The organism is Paraburkholderia sp. BL9I2N2 (assembly GCF_004339745.1).
Lineage (GTDB): Bacteria > Pseudomonadota > Gammaproteobacteria > Burkholderiales > Burkholderiaceae > Paraburkholderia.
In genome coordinates this window covers 2019974-2036881 of sequence record NZ_SMGP01000001.1, presented here as the reverse complement: position 1 = coordinate 2036881, position 16908 = coordinate 2019974, and the positions used below count along the sequence as shown (strand labels likewise).

General features: G+C 59.6%; 18 protein-coding genes and 1 riboswitch. Of the genes, 8 read left to right on the top strand and 10 right to left on the bottom strand.

The window, feature by feature from the left end:
* Positions 1-10: 10 nt before the first annotated feature.
* Positions 11-2470, bottom strand: coding sequence for a bifunctional diguanylate cyclase/phosphodiesterase (locus B0G74_RS09520; RefSeq protein WP_132374568.1), 2460 nt, complete (start codon positions 2468-2470; stop codon positions 11-13).
* A 368-nt stretch (positions 2471-2838) separates the two neighbouring features.
* Between B0G74_RS09520 and B0G74_RS09515 the strand changes: the two genes are divergently transcribed.
* The 4 genes from B0G74_RS09515 to B0G74_RS09500 all read left to right on the top strand — a co-directional run bounded on the left by B0G74_RS09515 (position 2839) and on the right by B0G74_RS09500 (position 5445).
* The gene (locus B0G74_RS09515) at positions 2839-3474 is read left to right on the top strand and encodes an MFS transporter (RefSeq protein WP_132374567.1); all 636 of its coding nucleotides are present in this window, start codon (positions 2839-2841) and stop codon (positions 3472-3474) included.
* A gap of 4 nt (positions 3475-3478) precedes the next feature.
* Positions 3479-3665: riboswitch (yybP-ykoY riboswitch) on the top strand.
* A 5-nt stretch (positions 3666-3670) separates the two neighbouring features.
* Positions 3671-4261 carry a TMEM165/GDT1 family protein gene (locus B0G74_RS09510; protein WP_132374566.1) on the top strand — a complete coding sequence of 197 codons (591 nt, stop codon included), beginning with the start codon at positions 3671-3673 and terminating at the stop codon, positions 4259-4261.
* Between the two features lie 192 nt (positions 4262-4453).
* Positions 4454-4837, top strand: a complete 384-nt coding sequence (locus B0G74_RS46190) for a hypothetical protein (protein ID WP_132374565.1) — start codon at positions 4454-4456, stop codon at positions 4835-4837.
* A gap of 374 nt (positions 4838-5211) precedes the next feature.
* Positions 5212-5445 (top strand): hypothetical protein, encoded by a 234-nt coding sequence (locus B0G74_RS09500; RefSeq protein ID WP_132374564.1) that lies wholly within the window; start codon positions 5212-5214, stop codon positions 5443-5445.
* A gap of 1011 nt (positions 5446-6456) precedes the next feature.
* Here the strand turns inward: B0G74_RS09500 and B0G74_RS09490 are convergent.
* From B0G74_RS09490 to B0G74_RS09455, 7 genes are all read right to left on the bottom strand, one after another.
* A complete protein-coding gene (locus tag B0G74_RS09490; RefSeq protein WP_132374563.1) occupies positions 6457-6969 on the bottom strand; it encodes a low affinity iron permease family protein in 513 nt (170 codons plus the stop codon).
* Between the two features lie 273 nt (positions 6970-7242).
* Complete coding sequence (locus B0G74_RS09485; protein ID WP_132376900.1) at positions 7243-7647, bottom strand: GFA family protein; 405 nt, start codon at positions 7645-7647, stop codon at positions 7243-7245.
* A gap of 369 nt (positions 7648-8016) precedes the next feature.
* Entirely contained in the window at positions 8017-8553 is a 537-nt protein-coding gene (locus B0G74_RS09480) for a hemerythrin domain-containing protein (protein ID WP_132374562.1), read from the bottom strand.
* Between the two features lie 106 nt (positions 8554-8659).
* On the bottom strand, positions 8660-8854 hold the full coding sequence (locus B0G74_RS09475; protein WP_132374561.1) for a hypothetical protein: 195 nt from the start codon (positions 8852-8854) through the stop codon (positions 8660-8662).
* A 368-nt stretch (positions 8855-9222) separates the two neighbouring features.
* Positions 9223-10617 carry a TIGR00366 family protein gene (locus B0G74_RS09465; protein WP_132374559.1) on the bottom strand — a complete coding sequence of 465 codons (1395 nt, stop codon included), beginning with the start codon at positions 10615-10617 and terminating at the stop codon, positions 9223-9225.
* Positions 10618-10815: 198 nt separating this feature from the next.
* A complete protein-coding gene (locus B0G74_RS09460; protein WP_132374558.1) occupies positions 10816-11235 on the bottom strand; it encodes a DUF1810 domain-containing protein in 420 nt (139 codons plus the stop codon).
* 56 nt (positions 11236-11291) lie between these two features.
* Positions 11292-12011, bottom strand: a complete 720-nt coding sequence (locus B0G74_RS09455) for a Crp/Fnr family transcriptional regulator (protein ID WP_132374557.1) — start codon at positions 12009-12011, stop codon at positions 11292-11294.
* A gap of 621 nt (positions 12012-12632) precedes the next feature.
* Between B0G74_RS09455 and B0G74_RS09450 the strand changes: the two genes are divergently transcribed.
* The 3 genes from B0G74_RS09450 (at position 12633) to B0G74_RS09440 (ending at position 14658) form a co-directional block, all read left to right on the top strand.
* Positions 12633-12866 (top strand): hypothetical protein, encoded by a 234-nt coding sequence (locus B0G74_RS09450; protein WP_132374556.1) that lies wholly within the window; start codon positions 12633-12635, stop codon positions 12864-12866.
* 88 nt (positions 12867-12954) lie between these two features.
* On the top strand, positions 12955-13170 hold the full coding sequence (locus tag B0G74_RS09445) for a hypothetical protein (protein ID WP_132374555.1): 216 nt from the start codon (positions 12955-12957) through the stop codon (positions 13168-13170).
* 198 nt (positions 13171-13368) lie between these two features.
* Positions 13369-14658, top strand: a complete 1290-nt coding sequence (locus tag B0G74_RS09440; RefSeq protein ID WP_132374554.1) for a divalent metal cation transporter — start codon at positions 13369-13371, stop codon at positions 14656-14658.
* Positions 14659-14668: 10 nt separating this feature from the next.
* Here B0G74_RS09440 and B0G74_RS09435 read toward each other — a convergent pair whose 3' ends face one another.
* Together B0G74_RS09435 and B0G74_RS09430 are read right to left on the bottom strand one after the other, a co-directional pair.
* Entirely contained in the window at positions 14669-14980 is a 312-nt protein-coding gene (locus B0G74_RS09435) for a chaperone modulator CbpM (protein ID WP_132374553.1), read from the bottom strand.
* Positions 14977-16020, bottom strand: a complete 1044-nt coding sequence (locus B0G74_RS09430) for a DnaJ C-terminal domain-containing protein (protein WP_132374552.1) — start codon at positions 16018-16020, stop codon at positions 14977-14979. Before B0G74_RS09430 ends, B0G74_RS09435 begins: the two co-directional genes overlap by 4 nt.
* A 359-nt stretch (positions 16021-16379) precedes the next feature.
* Between B0G74_RS09430 and B0G74_RS09425 the strand changes: the two genes are divergently transcribed.
* Entirely contained in the window at positions 16380-16904 is a 525-nt protein-coding gene (locus B0G74_RS09425; protein WP_132374551.1) for a universal stress protein, read from the top strand.
* Positions 16905-16908 lie beyond the last annotated feature (4 nt).

Here is a 16908-nt window from a genome sequence, read left to right as displayed (position 1 = left end):
CGCCCGCGAGTCAGAGCAATTCCATGGTGACGTCCCCCGCTAAGTCGCTGCGGCTGGAGCTGGAAGAACGCGCGCGAAACAGAGTCGTGAACTCTTCCGCAGGCAGAGGCCGCGAAAAAAGATAGCCCTGTCCCGCCTGGCAAGACCATTCCCGAAGGAGCCGTGCTTGCTCATCCGTTTCAATCCCCTCGGCCGTGACGGACAAGCCAAGAGACTGCGCCATGGAGATGACGGCTCGAACGATGGCGTCGTCTTCGGCACTCGTGCCGATGCCCTGAACGAAGGAGCGGTCGATCTTCAGCACATCGAGCGGCAGCTTGCGAAGATAGCTTAGCGACGAGTAACCCGTACCGAAGTCGTCGATTGCGATCGTTACGCCAAACTCTTTCAGCTTACGGAGCGTCTCGATGCTCTTTGCCGTATCCCGCATGATCAGACCTTCCGTGACCTCCAGTTTCAGCGCCGCTGCGCCGATCTGAGCACTGGACAGCGCCGCCGCCACGTCGGCAACGAGGTTGGGATCATCGAACTGCCGGGGCGAGAGATTGACACTGATCTGCAGGGGCGGCTCGGTTGGGAACTCCTGCTGCCAGCGGGCGACTTGCTGGCAAGCCTCTTCGAGTACGTATCGTCCGAGCGGAATGATCAGGCCGCTTTCTTCTGCAATCGCAATGAACTCGGACGGCGGCAACAAACCTCGCGTGGGGTGCTGCCACCTCACGAGCGCTTCCATTTCACTGAACCCTGCTGCCTGGAGCTGCATGATGGGCTGAAAATACACGCGTAGTTCACGATGCTCGATCGCGTAACGCAGGTCCGTCTCGATCTCCAGCTTCTTGACGGCTTCGGTGTGCATGTCTTCTTCGAAAACCACATAGCGGCCCTTGCCGCCGTTCTTGGCCCGGTACATCGCAACGTCGGCGTCCCGCAACAACGTTTCAGCATCGCCGCGGCCACCGCCGGCGCGCGCGAATGCGAGCCCGACGCTCGCGCTGACGATGTACTGCTTGTTGTCGAGATCGAACGGTTGACTGAATTGAGCAAGGATGTTGTCCGCGACCAGAGTGCCTTCGCTGGTTGCTTCACTGCCGAGGTGTTCCAGCAGGATGACGAACTCGTCTCCGCCCAATCGCGCGACGGTATCGGAGGGACGAACGCAGCCTTCGAGGCGCTTGGCCGCTGCGATCAGCAGCCGGTCTCCCACGTGATGCCCAAGACTGTCATTGACGCGCTTGAAGTTATCCAGGTCGATGAAAACGACGCCGATCATCGCATTGCGCCGACGCGCGCGAACTTCGGCCTGACCAATCCGATCGAGCAGCAGCGCGCGGTTCGGTAACGCGGTGAGCGTATCGTAGAACGCCCTTCGCGCGAGTTGCTCCTCGAAGTTCTTTCTTTCGGTGATGTCGCTCGCTGTCGCCACGATCGCACCGACCGCCGGTTCGTCGAGCAGATTCGTCAAAGTAAGCTGAATATAGCGCCACGTATCGCCCTCGCCTCGCGTGCGAATCTCGATGGACTTCGTGGATCGAGTCGTCGACGCTACGGTTTGCAACAGATCCGCCAGCGCGGGACGATCAGTGGGATGAATCGGACCGAGCAGACTGGTGCCGACGAGCTGACCCATGTTCCGCAACGGATCCGGTCTTCGCGTCGGCGCCTCGTAAGTCACCGTCCCATTGATGTCGGAAACGAGTATCGCGTCCGACGTGTTCGCGACAAGCGCCTGCAGCCGCTGTTCGCTCGTGCGCAGTGCATCCTGGGCCGCCGCGTCCGCGTTCTTGCGAATACGCCGCAGCATCCGCAGAAACAGCAGCGTCAGCCCCACCCCGATCGCCAGAACCACCGGGGTCGATATCAGAACGATCCGTTGCACGGCGACGAGCCGGTTGAGTTGCGTCGTCGCATCGTCGCGATGCTGTGCCGCTGCTGCAAGGACCTGGTGCTCGATATCGTCGAAGAGCGGATCGGCCGAATCCTCGTCGATCTCATTGGCTTTGGCGATGTCGTGATCGTCGACGGCCTTGAACATCGGCTTCGCGAACGATCGATACTTCGCGTGCTTCTCCAGCAGGCCGAGCAGCATCGTGCTGCTGCCGGGTTCAAGCACCATCGCCTTCTTCAGCGAAGCATCCAGTGCCGCGCCGGCTTCGCTGTGCTCCCGCAGAACTTCCGGACGTGGGTCGAGGAAGTACTTGCGTTCGGCCGACTCCTCCCATGCGACGCTATAGCGGGCTTCCTCGAAAGCGTTATCCGCCTCGTTGACGGCTTGCGCGGCGAAACCGGCGCTCAAGCTTTCATAGGCTCCCCAGAAGGCCAGAAGCGGCACGCTCAGCAGAACGAGGATCAGTCCGAATACTGCGGTGCGCCGCGCCGGCGGTACATTCAACGCCGGCTGCTCCAATGGGTCTGCTCCTGAATTGCCTCGCCACAGGTAACGACGCCTTTGGGTATCTTTCTTTCTGGTCACGATTGCTCCAATGTGGAACGTCACGTCGACGGGTTGATCTGTTCGAGCAGGCTGGGCGGAAGGCCATCAGAGGTGCCGGTCTTCTGGGAGAAGACGCGCGCATTCTGAAGTCGTGGCCCTGAGCGTGACTCAATTCATTCCTTGACTCCGAATCGCGTCGATGACGAACGACGCTGATTCCGGCCCGCGTTTTATCGGACCACCGCTTGTTTACGGCACACGCCGGATCTTCTGGAGGTCTCGCGCTGTCGTTCCACGCCGGGAACACGGTTTTGCCGTAGACGGATTTTGTTCGCCGGCTTTTCGCACGATCATAGACACCATTCCCGCTCGCGAAAGCGAGCCGACAATCGTAGCGAGGAGACAGTATGCAAGCGGCCATTCCGACGCCAACGGGCTGTAGTGAGCAAGCAGAAGCCGCCCGATTCCGTTGGGTGATTCTATTTTTCGCGTGGGCCGGGCTCATGCTGAGCACGGTCTGCCGCCTCGCCTGGGGAACGGTGGCACTTCCCGCAGGACAGTCGCTCGGGCTTCCCATTGCCGCCCTCGGTGTGTTTGTCACGGCGTTCTACGCGGGCTACGTTCTCTCCAATGTCGTGGGGGGTGTCACGACCGATCGGATCGGTGGCCGCATAACCCTGTCGGTCTCCCTTTTCGGCCTCGCAGTCGCGACGTTCTGCTTCGGTTACACCCCCTCATTAGCTGTGGGGCTCGTATTGCAATGCATCATGGGGCTCACCGCGGGCGCCGACTACGCGGCCGGCGTGAAACTCGTTTCGACCTGGTTTGCCCGGCACGAACGCGGCAGAGCCGTCGGTCTGCTGATGAGCGCGTCGTCCATCGCGGTCATCGTGACCAACGCGGGTCTGCCTGGCGTCGTCACCCAGCTTGGCTGGCGCAACATCTATCACGGACTCGGTATTTGCGCGCCTCACGCCGTTCCATCTCGACGCACCGGCTTTCGGAAAACTGACGATTTGCGTTACCGGGCCAGGACACTGTAGAATCGCCCCTCTCATTGGGGAGTAGCCGCCTCGAGCGCAATGTTCGAGGGTGCCCGTCAACATACTTGGTGGTCGACAGACCGCCATGGCGTGCACAGCACTATGCCTGGCAAGACCGATGACTCGCATTCCGACCTGACCGGGTCGCCGGAATGCGCGTCATCGCGTACCTATTGCGCGGCCCGGCCCACAACCTATGCAATCGTTCCTCGTTTCGACCAGCGTGGTCGGCCTAGCCGAAATCGGCGACAAGACCCAACTGCTGTCCTTGGTGCTCGCTGCCCGATATCGCAAGCCCATTCCGATTATTCTCGGCGTCTTTGTCGCAACGCTCGTCAATCATGCGGCGTCCGGCGCGTTGGGGGCATGGCTTGCGAGCGTTCTGAGCCCCACGATCCTGAACTGGGCGGTCGTCGCATCATTTGCTGTCATGGCCGTCTGGATTCTGATTCCCGACAAGCTCGACGGTGCCGAGGCGGTGTCGACCAGGCATCCGATGGGTGTGTTCGGCACCACTGCGCTAACGTTCTTTCTGGCCGAAATGGGTGACAAGACGCAGATCGTAACGATCGCTCTGGCTGCGCGATTTCACGAGTTCTTCGGGGTGGTCGCCGGGACCACGCTCGGCATGATGCTGGCAAACGTGCCCGTCATCTACCTGGGGCACAAGTTCGCCGACCGTCTGCCAACCAAGGCGGTCCACATTCTGGCCGCCGTCATCTTCGTTGTCCTCGGTGGCTTTGCCCTCAGGACTGCGCTGTATCCGCACGAGCACCCGCTGTTCTAGGTCGAAGGGTTGCTTTTGTATGATCGAGGTCGTGCCGTCCGCGGTCGCCTGAGATGCCCTCGAAGATCACAGAGCCGGCCCCGACATCTGTTGCCTACGATGTTGGGCCTGTTACTTCAGCACGGCTGATAAGCATGCTCTGACGAACGCTGAAGAGTCAAAGTGCCCGCACTGCCTCGCGGGCACTGTTTGATGAACACCTTTTGCAAAAACACGCGAAAGGATGGGTTGCCGAAAATTTCCAGCGTGCCGTTGCGCGTTGGAGAAAAAAGCAGCCCTACCGTTCCGGTTTTCACCTTTGTAAAGGAAAGCGTGCTTGCATCGGGCGATGGGTATACAGTCAGTACATGGGTCGCACTTAGCGTCCCTTGCTCTGGAATCATCATGCGATCACAAATCAAAATTGCAGCACGCACGTCTGGCAACGTGAGCGAATACGCTCTGTCGCGTCAGGCACAAGCACTCTCCCTCGAACAGGCGGATCGTGCACGGGCGGAAAAACGACGCGTCAATGACGCCCGCATCGATTCAAACGCAAGCAAGTGGCGCTATTCAGCGCCGTCGGCAGAGCGTTGACGCTGAGGTCTCTGACCACATCCACTTGATTGACCGGCAAGCCTACTGGCATGCGGCACGCGGCCGTTCCGGATCCGCACACTGACTGCAAGGCCTGAAGAGTCAACGGCGGCACTTGCCACTGGCTCAACAAACGCGTTTCTGTTTCGTCCTGTCCGAATCGTGTCTCGCCGCTTTCACTCGTTGCTGCGGTCGCTGCAACGCAACTATTCCGGACGTCGATGCCTGCGGCACTTCGTGTACGAAAAAGATCGTACGAGCTGGCGCGCAAAGAAGACCGTGCCCGGAACTACGAATGTGCCCCGTCGCCGACGTTATGGGACGGATGCCGACATCCCGTTGGTGAAGCCGTTTTCTATTGCTAGGAGAGAATCATGAATGATGACCAGGTCAATACAGAGGAATTGGAAGAAAGCAGAAGGCGAAGGGAAGCCGCGGAAAATGCGACGGATGATGGCATGCCAGTGGTTGCGGAAGAAAAGGAACGCGACACGGAGTCGGCTCAATTCGTAACGAGCAAACGATGGATCAGGCACACGGGAAATGCCCGTAGGAACTGGATATTCACGGGCCTGCGGCGGAACTCGATCTTGATTCGCCACGTATGAATGCCTCGCAGCGTCGTTGTCCATTCCCGCGCGAGAAACAAGGCCTTCGCGGTACGGCACCGTACGGACATGCTCCCGCATGGCAGATAGATTGGAAACGACAACTGCAATGCTGCAGTGATGCACCGCGAATCGCACATATGGCCGTTAAAGCGTCCATGTGATGATTTCCATTTGGATAGTGTCGATATGGGCGAAACGAAAATTTCGCCGTCGCATGTCCACATCCAGATGTTGATGGCCGACAGCGCATGCGTATAGAGGCTTGCACAGTCCGTGACGCGCTCGGCATGGCTATGCGCGGCTATGGCCAACGCCAAAAACGGTGAGTGATCATCGAATACCAAGCGGTAATTCGTTGCCTGCGCGCTTCGGCCGCTTCGTCGGTGATCTCCACACCCTCCTTTCCGAGGTTCCTGGTTGCATTCGAGGACTAGTCGGTCGGCGTAGCCAAGTGAACCGTATACAAGGCTCTGCCGATAAATGGCGGAGGGACTGGCCGCCATATCGACTGGAGCGTCAGGTTTCCGGAGCTTCAATCTCGGCAAAAGGATCAATATGTCGCATCATCAGCTTGAAAAAGATCTCGCTCACCTCGAACACATACTCCCGCAACTCGTCACCAACAATGTTCTTGGACTTGTCTATTGGCGTCAGCGTATTACAGCGCTCGAAACTGCGCAGACATTGCTTCCCGGCAGTGCAAGGCGAGTGACTCGCCTGCGATTCATGTTTGACCAGATAGACAGTGGAATTAGCCGCCTGTAAAGCAGCGACATAGTCAATTGTTGATCAACAGGTACTGGCCGGCTTTCACGCCGCCATGATCGAATCGCCCTTGCCACGCCGTCAACGCTGCCAGCGGAACGGCTCGCGAGTGCGGCACAGCCCCACGCAATCGCCTAAACCGGGCGAGCGACTCGCCTTCCACCCTGAACGCCCGCTCACAAAAAAGCGGGCCATGAAACGTTGATGCAACGCTTCGCGCGACACTGTTCGCCAGCACTGAAGTCAACTTTCGACGGGATGCCCGGCAAGTCCCTCTACTACGCCGCCCTTTCCGGGCGAACCTTGAGCATCACACTGAGTGGACAAACGTAGGTAAGCTGCCGCCAGTCTTCGGAGTTCTTCCTCAGACGCGTCCTCGATGCCGATCAGATTGTTGTTTGCGGCTCGATGCGAGGAAAGCAGTTCATTCAGCTTGAGATGCAACGCGACGCTGTCTTTGTTCTGGCTCTGCTGGATCAGAAAGACCATCAGAAACGTAACGATGGTGGTCCCGGTGTTGATGACAAGCTGCCATCCGTCCGAGTAGTGAAAGATAGGCCCCGTAAGCACCCAGGAAACGACTGTCAGCACCGCGAGAGAGAACGCAGCGGGTGATCCGGCCCATCGCGTGACGAGGCTCGCAAACCGGTCGAATAGACGCGTTAGCGGGTGGCGGCCGGCGTACGCAGGACTCGATGTGTCTGGAACGGTGTCGAGTTCGTCAGTTGGCGAAGGGGCGACAGGTTGGGTGGTCATGACCGGCTCCAGAAGGTTGCGCGTCTCCTCTTCTGCAAACTTGATGCCGCGGCGGCAGGTTGGATTCGTTCTGCAAGGATAGAGCCGCCGCGGACGTCGATTGATCGCTCACAGCGGCGTCCGCGTGGATTGCGCTATGGCAACTGATACCGGCTTTGTACTTCTTGCCTGGTGAGAGCGACTTCAAGATCCAGCAAGCAAACCGCGTTCGGCACTGGTAGGCGACCGTAGCATCCACGCCATCAAACTTCCCCTGCTTTCATCGAACAAGCGTCATGGTCCGTTCTCGTTATATTCGGCGCGCACTCCGCCGGGCAGCCACGGCTCTTTATGGCAGCACCAAAGCTCGTAGCTCGGCTCATACAGGCCGACGCGGTCGAAGGCTCCCAGCGGGAGATCCAGTTCGTCGCTGCCGAGGTATTCCATGAACGCGACCGATCCACATGTCGGGCAAAAATGTCTTCGCGCCTCAGGCGAACTCTGCCACGCCTGCGTAGCGCCGGAAAACTCCACAGCGCCACGCTCGAACATGGCATAACCGCCGAACACGTTGCCATGTATTCGCCGACACGTCATGCAGTGACATATCGACACTCGCCGGGGCCGGGCGCTGACGCGGAATCGCACCGCGCCGCACGCACATCCGCCGGTTTCTTCGACTGATTCACTCGTCGCCATCACCACGCCCTCCTTCGCGGACTCCGAGGTCTGCGCACCAGCCTTTACTTGTCGCTCTTCTTCGAAATCTTCGCGCCGACTTGCGCCCCCGGCTCGACGCAATCGCTGCAGCCTGTTTGTGCGGCTTACCCTGTTTCGTTTTGGCCTTGCTACTGTGCGACACAGTGCCCTTCGACGTTCCTTTCTGCAGCGGTGCTGATCGTGTCCTATCAAGAGCAAAGAGTCTTGAAGAGGCAACCGCTCAACGAAGCGGCTGCCGGGTAGAACGACGGCAGCATACAGCGTGCCTTTCTCGCAGCGGGCTGCTCCAGCGTTATATATTTTCGGTTTTTTGCCGCGCGTTCGCGATCCACTATCGCTTTGCTACGCTTAAAGCGCCGCCGTCTTATCGCCCACCGATCTGCTCCCCACCGCATCGAGCTTGCTCTGCAGTTCCGCCTTGCGTTTCGCCATCTTCTCGCCCAGCGAGCGCAGATTACAATTCGACTTGCGCAGTTCCGGAAAGAGTTCCTCCTCCTCTTCCTCGACGTGATGCCCCACCATCTCGCTCATCACCTTGAAGGTCGCGTCGAAGCCTTTATCGCCCGCTTTCATCGTTTCAAACTTCGCGATCAGCGTCTTGACGAGGAAGTGCTTGACGTACGCTTCTTCGACGTCGACCTTGTCGCTGTCAGGCAGAGCTTCCTGCGCCGCCGGATAAAGCAGTTCCTCTTCGAGCATCGCATGAATGGATAGCTCTTCGCAGGCGCGCTGCGCGAGCGCCGACTTCGCTTCAAGATCATCGTCCGCGGCTTTCTCGAACGCCGTGAATAATCTTTCGACCGCGCGATGTTCCGCCTCGAGAAAGGCTAAGGCATCGTGCGCGCCGGATACAGTCGCCTTGTTGTCCTGCTTTGTCGCTTCCATGCTGCTCTCCTCGGTGATCGGGTTTAACGGTTGAACGCTTAATCGCGCAAGCGTCATGCCCAGTCACGGTGAGTTCTGCCGAAGTGATCGGCCGGACGTGTTCGCGTCAGCCCGACTGCGCGAATGTACAACTGGTGTGTTCAATTCGCCGTCGGTCGGAGAAGCGATTTCCGCCGGTAGTTGCCGTCTCGCGCGCGCGATCTGCCGATTTACGTTCGGCAGGATCGATTCCGCGCTCGATTTGCACCGGCGCGCCGATCGCGGTCCGATAGGTATGCCCGTTGCGATCTTCGTTCGGCATGAACTGGACAACCCTTAATCGATCGGGCCTGACATGAAAAATCCGTGGATGAAAAAGAATCCCTTCCTCAGCATGTGGTTGAGCGGCGCAAATGCAGTGGCGGGTTCAGCGCGCGGTCACGCGACGGCGGCGGCGAAGCGCGGGACCACCGCTTTCTGGACCGCTGCGCTCGCGCCGCCGAAACCCAAAAAGAAAAGGCGAACGCGTCGCTGACTCGCACCTCGTGTGGCATGTCGAACGCGATGAAGCGTGCGATTCATCAGACCATGCCCACCCGCTTCCGAGCGAGCGACGCGCGTAAACCAGGCCTATCAACAGACGCAGCGGCGCGCCAGCAGCTTCTTCTGCTCGGCGCACGTGTAATCGGATCACGGAATCAGCCAAAGCGCCGCTGCATAGATCACGAGCGATACAACAAAAGTGATCGCCGTGTAGCCCATGACCCGCTGGATGCGAATGCCAGCGATTGCAACAACGGGCACCGCCCAGAAAGGTTGCAGCATGTTCGAGACGTTCTCGGCCATGGCGACGCCCATCGCCGTGCGCGGAACCGAAGCATGCAGGCTCAATGCGGCCGGAAGAACGAAAGGCCCCTGAACAGCCCAGTGTCCGCCGGCGCTGGGAATGAGCAGCGTGATGATCAGCGAGCTGAAGTAGCTCAGGACGGGAAGCGTCACCGGCGTGGCAATGGCCACAAACGTCTTGGCGATCGTCGACGCCAGTCCGGTCCCCGTCATGATGCCCATGATGCCGCCGTACATCGGATATTGGAGCAACATCGAGCCGGTCTGCCGCGCGGCGCGGCGAATTGCATCGGCATAGGCGATCGGTGTGCGCTGCAGCGCCAGCCCTGCCAGCAGGAAGATCAGGATCGTCGTGTTGATGTCCAACTCGAAGCCTTTGCTGGACCACGTCAGCGCGAGATAGCCCACGCCCAGCGCCAGCAGGAGCAGCGTACCGAGCATGGACCGCTCGGCGCGGGCAGCGAACGATGATGTCTTCGCGTCCCTCGCATGCGGATCGGCCTCTGTCTGTGCTTCAGGCGCCGGCTGCGTTTCATTGAAAGCGACCACATTCTCCTGCTTCGGGTGCATCCAGATGAAGATCGCCGTCATGACGACAACGACGAGGACGGTCGGGATGAAGACGAAAGGCGCAAACACGGTCTCACTCAACGGAATCACTTGTCCGGTGGCTTTTTCGACCAGGTTCAATGCATTGCCGTGCGATGCCTGTGACAACGCGATCGAACTGGACAAGCCGCTATTGCAGACCGACCACGCGGAGTAGCTACCCGCGACGAGCCATGCGAAATCCACCTTTACGCGCCTCGCGATTTCGCGCGACAGGAGCGCGCCGACAACCAGGCCGAGCCCCCAGTTGAGCCACGCGGCCACCGCGACGATCGGAAAGACCAACAGCGCGGCGCGCATCGGCGTGCGCACGCCCGCAGCCATCGCCCGCAGTCCGCGCTGGACGAGCGGTGCGTCGGCGATTGCATAGCCGGTCGCGAGAATCAGGATCATCTGCAGCGCGAAGCCGAGAATGTTGAACGTGCCGCCGTACCACGCGCTCAGGATGACGGCGAGCGACGCATGCGGTGCGAAGGCCATGGCCAGCAGGACCACCACGAGGGTCAAGCCAATTGCAAGGACGAATGGGTCTGGCATGACCTGTTCGAACACGTAGACGAGACCCGCGACGACGTTCCGGCGGCGCGCGCTGCGAGTTGTGCTGGCTGAGTGAATGTCTTTCTCGTTCATGATTGTCCAAAGCGTTATTGACATTACATCGCTTACGGCACCGGCAATCGATGACGGGCCGCTCGCAGATGCGTTCGCTACTTTGTACGCTCGCGAAGCGTCCTGGACAAGGCTTACTGTTCGCCTGAAAGGTGGTCGATGGGGGGGAAGTTGAATCAATGCAGGGCGCAGCAATTGCGCTGCGCCGGCAGGTGCCCGCTAGAGGCGCTCTAACGTTAGAGGATCGCCTCGGCCATGGAAATACTTGCCGAGCGCTTGCGCAAAGGGCTCTTTATCGATCGCCGCGCGCTCGAATAGCGTCATCGACGAGTGAAACTTCAGGTAATCCGGATACCCGAAAATTTCCTCGATTGAACGACCATCGACAACGTTGACCAGTTGCGTCGATTGCCTCAGCCGTTCGCCCAGAAGCGGGTGGCGCAGATAAGCATCGGCCTCGGCCAACGACGAAATCGCGAACCGCTGCGCCATCGAACTCGTTCCAAGCCCCTGGATCTGCGGAAACACGAACCACATCCAATGGCTGCGCTTACGCCCGTTGCGCAGTTCGTCACAGACCTGCGCGTACAGCGGATCCTGAGCGTCGACAAAGCGCTGAAGGTTGAAAGGATCGTCCAATTCGCTCTCCGTTCACACTGAATTGAATTCGCGCCAGCACGCGCTCACACCGTTTTTTATAGCGCTTTCAAAGCCGGCAGCAACCGATCGAATTCGCGCTTCACTACGCCGTAACATTCGCACACACGCTTTTCTAGCCCCGGCCGATCCAATACCTCGATGTGTCCATGGCTGTACCGAATCAAACCTGCATCTTGCAGTTTCAGTGCGGCCTCGGTTACGCCGGAGCGGCGCACGCCCAGCATATTGGCGATCAGTTCCTGCGTCATCTTCAGTTCGTTCGACGAGAGGCGGTCGATGCTGAGCAGCAGCCACCTGCACAGCTGCTGGTCGATCGAATGGTGACGATTACATACAGCGGTCTGCGCCATCTGCGTGATCAATGCCTGGGTATAGCGCAGCAAAAGGCGCTGGACAGGCCCTGCACGATGAAACTCCTCTTTCAGGATTTGAGCGTCCAGGCGATATGCCTGCCCCGCGCTTTGTACGACCGCGCGGCTCGGCGTGGTTTCACCACCCATGAAAAGCGCGACGCCGATGAGCCCTTCGTTGCCGACGATCGCGATTTCGGCGGACGCCCCGTCCTCCATCACATACAGCAGCGACACAATGCAGGTGGTTGGGAAATAAACGTAACTGAGGCGATCGCCGGATTCATAGACGACGTTGCCAAGCGGCATCTCCACGAGCGACAGATGCGGCGCCAGACGCTCCCACTCCAGGTCAGGCAACACGGCCATCAGATGATTTTCGTTTTGACGGTGATCTTGAGACATTTCACACTCTCCGCAGCTCGCCCGGAACCGCGCCGCTTTCGCCGACGATTTCCTGACGGGTGAATATGGATAGAAGGAGGAATGCTCCAACACCTTTGCGGCTTGTGCCGCAGCGCGTCACGATGCGGTAATCTTCGCGTTACTCGAGATCTGGCTAATACGCAAAAAAGATTATAAGTCGCGTCGAAGTCACGCGCCGATCCGTGTCCTGGCATGAATTCACGGTGCGAGACGCCGTGCATGCGGATTGCACGACCTTCGAAACGATTGCCATGCTCGGCCTTCTCGACCTAACCGCTCGGCTGAACGGCAATCGTTGGTTCCACTTGTACGTCGCCAAAAAAGGCGCTGCCGGACGCGTATTGAGCCGGAGTTCAACGAAATGAAGGTTTAGCCCACGTCTGATGATTGCCGCAAGCCTTGGCGGATCAGTGCCCGCCGACATCCAAAGAATCTCGCGAGACCGGCGCGGATTGTGCGTTTGAACATGGACGGGCGTCTGTACGTTGTCGTACCGCTTTCTCCCGCGCGTGCGCGTAGCGTGTCTACTATCGTCGCCCAGCGATGACCGAGGAGTCGCTAGTCCGTTGTATTCAAAGGCATATAAGGCAGGAGCAGGTCATGAGGCAAAACATCCAGAAGTTGTATCAGGCCCGTATTCATACATTCACCCCCGAATGCATGGAACTGCAGGACGGCACCTTCAATTTTCATCTTCGGCATGCTGTGGAAGGTTGCCTTCCTTCCGCCGACCAGCACTATGACGTCGGCGTCTTTGCAACCAGCGAGGAAGGCTATGCGGCTGCACTCGCATATGGCGACAGATACATTGCGGAACACAAGTTCGGGATGTAGCAGCGCCGACAGTTATCGACGAACCTCAAGCTTAACCCGGCAGCGACGGCGACCAGCGTGGCTGTCGTTCAATCAGACAGGCGGCACCATGGCAGACAGAATCATTTCAAGCAGGACACACGACGCCTACATGACGGTCAAAGATCATGTCGCCGATGGCTGGGTGGCGAGCGTGTGTATCGTTCGGAAAGGCGCGGCAAAGGGCAAGGAACTGATCAAACTCGACACTTTCTTCGAACGTGAAGATGTCGCATGGGAATCGGTCGAGACGCTCGCGCGTGCCGAACTCAACAATCTGAAATAGCACAGGGCCGCACTTCCAAAGCTCGTTGTGCACGGCGCAGCAGCCTGCATACCTCTCACCTTTTCAAGGACCACTCGCATGGCTCCCTATGACGTCGGAATCGCGGTCTTCGACGACCACCGTAACGCCGGGTCCACCGCACCCGATACTGCCTGAGAGTCCGATACCGACTCGCCCGCCACGAGGAGCGCCCCGCTCATGGACACGCTCACCCACGATCCGGTCAAACAGCCGACTCGTCCAAAGCTGCTACAGGTGATGGGCCCCGGCCTCATCACCGGCGCATCGGACGACGATCCGAGCGGTATCGCAACGTATTCCCAGGTCGGTGCGCAATTCGGCTATGGCCTCGCCTGGACACTCCTGTTCAGCTATCCGTTGATGGCCGCGATCCAGGAGATCAGCGCGCGCATCGGGTGCATCACCGGAAGCGGCATCGCCGGCAATCTGCGCGAGCACTATCCGCGCTGGTTGTCGACCAGCCTGGTCGGATTGCTGCTCATCGCGAACACCATCAACCTGGGTGCGGACCTGGGCGCGATGGGCGCTGCGCTCAAGCTGCTGATCTCCGGTCCTGTCCTGCTCTACGTTTGCGGTTTCGGGCTGCTGTCGGTCGTGCTGGAAGTATTCACGCGCTATGCACGCTATGTGTCGGTTCTGAAATGGCTGTGCCTGTCGTTGTTCAGCTACGTGATCTGCGCCTTTGTCGTTAAAGTGCCGTGGGATCAGGTCGGCTGGGCCGTACTATTGCCGTCGCTATCCATCAAACCGGATTATCTCGTCGCCATCGTCGCTGTCATGGGTACGACGATCAGCCCCTATCTGTTTTTCTGGCAGGCAGAGCAGGAAGTCGAAGACGAAAAGGAGCGACCCGGCGCGCATCCGTTGACCCACGCACCGTGGGAAGCGCCTGCCGAGTTCGCGCGGATCCGCGTCGACACGTACCTCGGCATGGCACTTTCGAATGTGATCGCGTTCTTCATCGTCGTGACGACGGCGACGACCTTGCACGCGCACGGGCTCTTCGATATTCAGACTTCGGCGCAGGCGGCTGAGGCGCTGCGTGGCATAGCAGGTCCATTCACGTTCTTTGTGTTCGCCGCCGGCATCATCGGCACCGGTTTGTTGACGCTGCCTGTGCTGGCCGGCTCGGGTGCCTATGCGGTGGGCGAATTGTTCGCGTGGCGGGTGGGCCTCGCGCGGCTTCCCTCGCAGGCGAAGGCGTTCTACGGCGTGATTGCCGCCGCGACGGCAGTCGGCGCCGGTCTGAACTTCACGTCGATCGATCCGGTCAAAGCGCTCTATTGGAGCGCCGTCCTCAACGGTGTTGTCGCGGTGCCCGTGATGATCGTCATGATGCATCTCTCGATGCGTACCCGCATCATGTCCGGCTTCACGCTGCCGCCAGCTCTACGCATCCTTGGCTGGGTGGCGACAGGCGTGATGGCGGCTACGGTCGTAGCGATGGGGCTCGCATGGTTCACATGAGGGAGCCGTACTATCGCCTCGTATACTGCGCTCGCAAGGCTTCGATTTCATCCAGCAGATCGAGTGCGAGCGCGATACCCGCAGCGTTGATCTCGAGATCCCGCGCAAGATGACGGGCCTTGCGGGCACGTCGCAACGAGGCGCCGTCGAAGTGCGGGCCGTCGTCCTCGCTGACGCGTTTCGGCTCGATCGCGCCTTGCTCGATCCAATCGAATATCTCATTCTCAGAAGCGCCGGACACCCGGCACAATTCGTGTAGCGTGAACTCGATCTCTTCCTCGACGATCAGGCATTCGAGCCAGCCCGTGCGCGATTCGTTCATGATGGATCACCTGAGAAATGCGCGCGCGGGTCGAATTCGCAGGCCTGTCGTAGTGCCTCGTAAGCCGCGCGTGCCGGCTCACTGTCAGCCGACGGCAGGACGATGTTCAATTGCGCATAGAGATCACCCGATGTACCGGCCGGACCGCTCGCGGGGATTCCCTTGCCTTTCAGGCGCAAGCGTTGGCCGCCGCCAGAATCTTTGGGCACGGTTATTTCGACGGCTCCGTCAGGCGTCGGCACGGTAACGCGTGCGCCCAGTGCCGCTTCCCAAGGCGCAACCGGCACGATGATCGTCACATCGCGGCCGTCGACACGGAAATGTGCATGCTGGCGCAACGTGATTTCCAGGTACAGGTCTCCGGCACGCCCCTCTCCGAAACCGGCGCCCCCTTGGCCGGCCAGCCGCAGATGCTGCCCACCGTGCACGCCCTTCGGAATGGAGACATCGAGCGTGCGCGATTTCAGCACGACATGTCCGCTTGCTTCGAGCACCGGCGTCTCCAGCGAAATCGTGCGCTGCGCTCCACGATAGGTATCCTCCAGATCGATCACCACTTTGGCGTGGTGATCCTGACCCGGAACCGAGAAACCGACACCGGCATAAGCATCTTCCAACTCCTGGTCCGTCGCGCGTGCGTGACCGGCGCCGGCAGTATGTCGCGCCTGCCTGGTCGACTTACGATCACCACCGGCATCCTGGCCACGAAATAGCGCGTCGAAAAATTCACTGAAGCGTGCATCCTCCGCACCGCTGTTGTCGGCGCCGCTGAATTCGAACCCTTCGTCCCATCGTGGCGGCGGCTCGAAGTCCTGACCATTGCGCCACTGGTCCCCCAGCCGGTCGTAGGCCGCACGCTTCTCCGTATCTTTGAGCACGCCATACGCCTCGCCTACCTCCTTGAAGCGCGGCTCCGCATCGTCGAGTTTGCTCAAGTCCGGATGATACTTGCGGGCGAGCTTGCGATACGTACGCTTGATGTCGTCCTGCGTCGCACTGCGCGGCAATCCCAGCACTTCGTAGTAGTCTTTGTATTTCATACCGAAGACCTTTAAGAAAATCCGCGCGCGCTGACTTCAGCGGTACCACAGCGGGACGAAGGAGCCGATGAAATGGCACCGTCGAGGCAATGCGAACCCTTCCATTCCACGGTGCGCGCAGGACCGACCGAAGTCGGTACGCTGCCGTACCGCATCGCGGCAATTCAGGTGATCTGTTCATTGCATTACACCGCTATTGAGCGCAAGGTGGGCTATTCACTGTGCTGTTTACCATCGACTGGCACGCCGTCGATATCCGAGTCGAGCCCAGCGAAATACACCGTTCGTCAAGGAGCCCATCATCATGATTATCCCTACCGCGACATACGACGGACACGAACGAATTCTTCGAGGCCGACATGTATAAACGCATTCTGGTAGCGATCGACGGTAGCGAGACGTCTGAACACGCGTTCGACAGCGCGCTGCAACTCGCACGCGCCAATGACGCGCAGTTGCAGCCACTCTATGTGGTCGACAACGCATTGATGGCATACGACGCCTCCGGCTATGACCCGACAATCCTGCGCGATGCCTTTGTTAAAGAGGGCGAGCAACTGCTGGCCGACGCACTGGCGCGAATGAAGCACGAGAACGTAGCCGGCACACCGCGAATCGTCGACGTCGCGCCGATCGGCGAGGACATTTCGGAACGGATCCGCATTTCCGCCAACGAATTCAATGCGGACCTGCTGGTGCTCGGCACGCATGGGCGACGAGGTTTCAAGCGACTGTTCCTGGGCAGCGTGGCCGACCGTGTCGTGCGCAGTGCAAGCCTGCCCGTGTTGCTGGTCCCGAGCCGGCAAACGCAAACCACGGTCGCGCAGACCGCCGGTCCCGCACACACCGACGTCGCCGCGGCAATGTATGAACTGCCGCGCTAATGGC

Bases quoted from the DNA above. Each gene is read 5' to 3' on its own strand.
- B0G74_RS09500 (WP_132374564.1), top strand. From the start codon at position 5,212: ATGAATGATGACCAGGTCAATACAGAGGAATTGGAAGAAAGCAGAAGG.
- B0G74_RS09465 (WP_132374559.1), bottom strand. From the start codon at position 10,617: ATGAACGAGAAAGACATTCACTCAGCCAGCACAACTCGCAGCGCGCGC.
- B0G74_RS09430 (WP_132374552.1), bottom strand. From the start codon at position 16,020: ATGAAATACAAAGACTACTACGAAGTGCTGGGATTGCCGCGCAGTGCG.
- B0G74_RS09480 (WP_132374562.1), bottom strand. From the start codon at position 8,553: ATGGAAGCGACAAAGCAGGACAACAAGGCGACTGTATCCGGCGCGCAC.
- B0G74_RS09450 (WP_132374556.1), top strand. From the start codon at position 12,633: ATGAGGCAAAACATCCAGAAGTTGTATCAGGCCCGTATTCATACATTC.
- B0G74_RS09455 (WP_132374557.1), bottom strand. From the start codon at position 12,011: ATGTCTCAAGATCACCGTCAAAACGAAAATCATCTGATGGCCGTGTTG.
- B0G74_RS09435 (WP_132374553.1), bottom strand. From the start codon at position 14,980: ATGAACGAATCGCGCACGGGCTGGCTCGAATGCCTGATCGTCGAGGAA.
- B0G74_RS09475 (WP_132374561.1), bottom strand. From the start codon at position 8,854: ATGCCGAACGAAGATCGCAACGGGCATACCTATCGGACCGCGATCGGC.
- B0G74_RS09445 (WP_132374555.1), top strand. From the start codon at position 12,955: ATGGCAGACAGAATCATTTCAAGCAGGACACACGACGCCTACATGACG.
- B0G74_RS09515 (WP_132374567.1), top strand. From the start codon at position 2,839: ATGCAAGCGGCCATTCCGACGCCAACGGGCTGTAGTGAGCAAGCAGAA.
- B0G74_RS09485 (WP_132376900.1), bottom strand. From the start codon at position 7,647: ATGGCGACGAGTGAATCAGTCGAAGAAACCGGCGGATGTGCGTGCGGC.
- B0G74_RS09510 (WP_132374566.1), top strand. From the start codon at position 3,671: ATGCAATCGTTCCTCGTTTCGACCAGCGTGGTCGGCCTAGCCGAAATC.
- B0G74_RS09440 (WP_132374554.1), top strand. From the start codon at position 13,369: ATGGACACGCTCACCCACGATCCGGTCAAACAGCCGACTCGTCCAAAG.
- B0G74_RS46190 (WP_132374565.1), top strand. From the start codon at position 4,454: ATGAACACCTTTTGCAAAAACACGCGAAAGGATGGGTTGCCGAAAATT.
- B0G74_RS09490 (WP_132374563.1), bottom strand. From the start codon at position 6,969: ATGACCACCCAACCTGTCGCCCCTTCGCCAACTGACGAACTCGACACC.
- B0G74_RS09425 (WP_132374551.1), top strand. From the start codon at position 16,380: ATGTATAAACGCATTCTGGTAGCGATCGACGGTAGCGAGACGTCTGAA.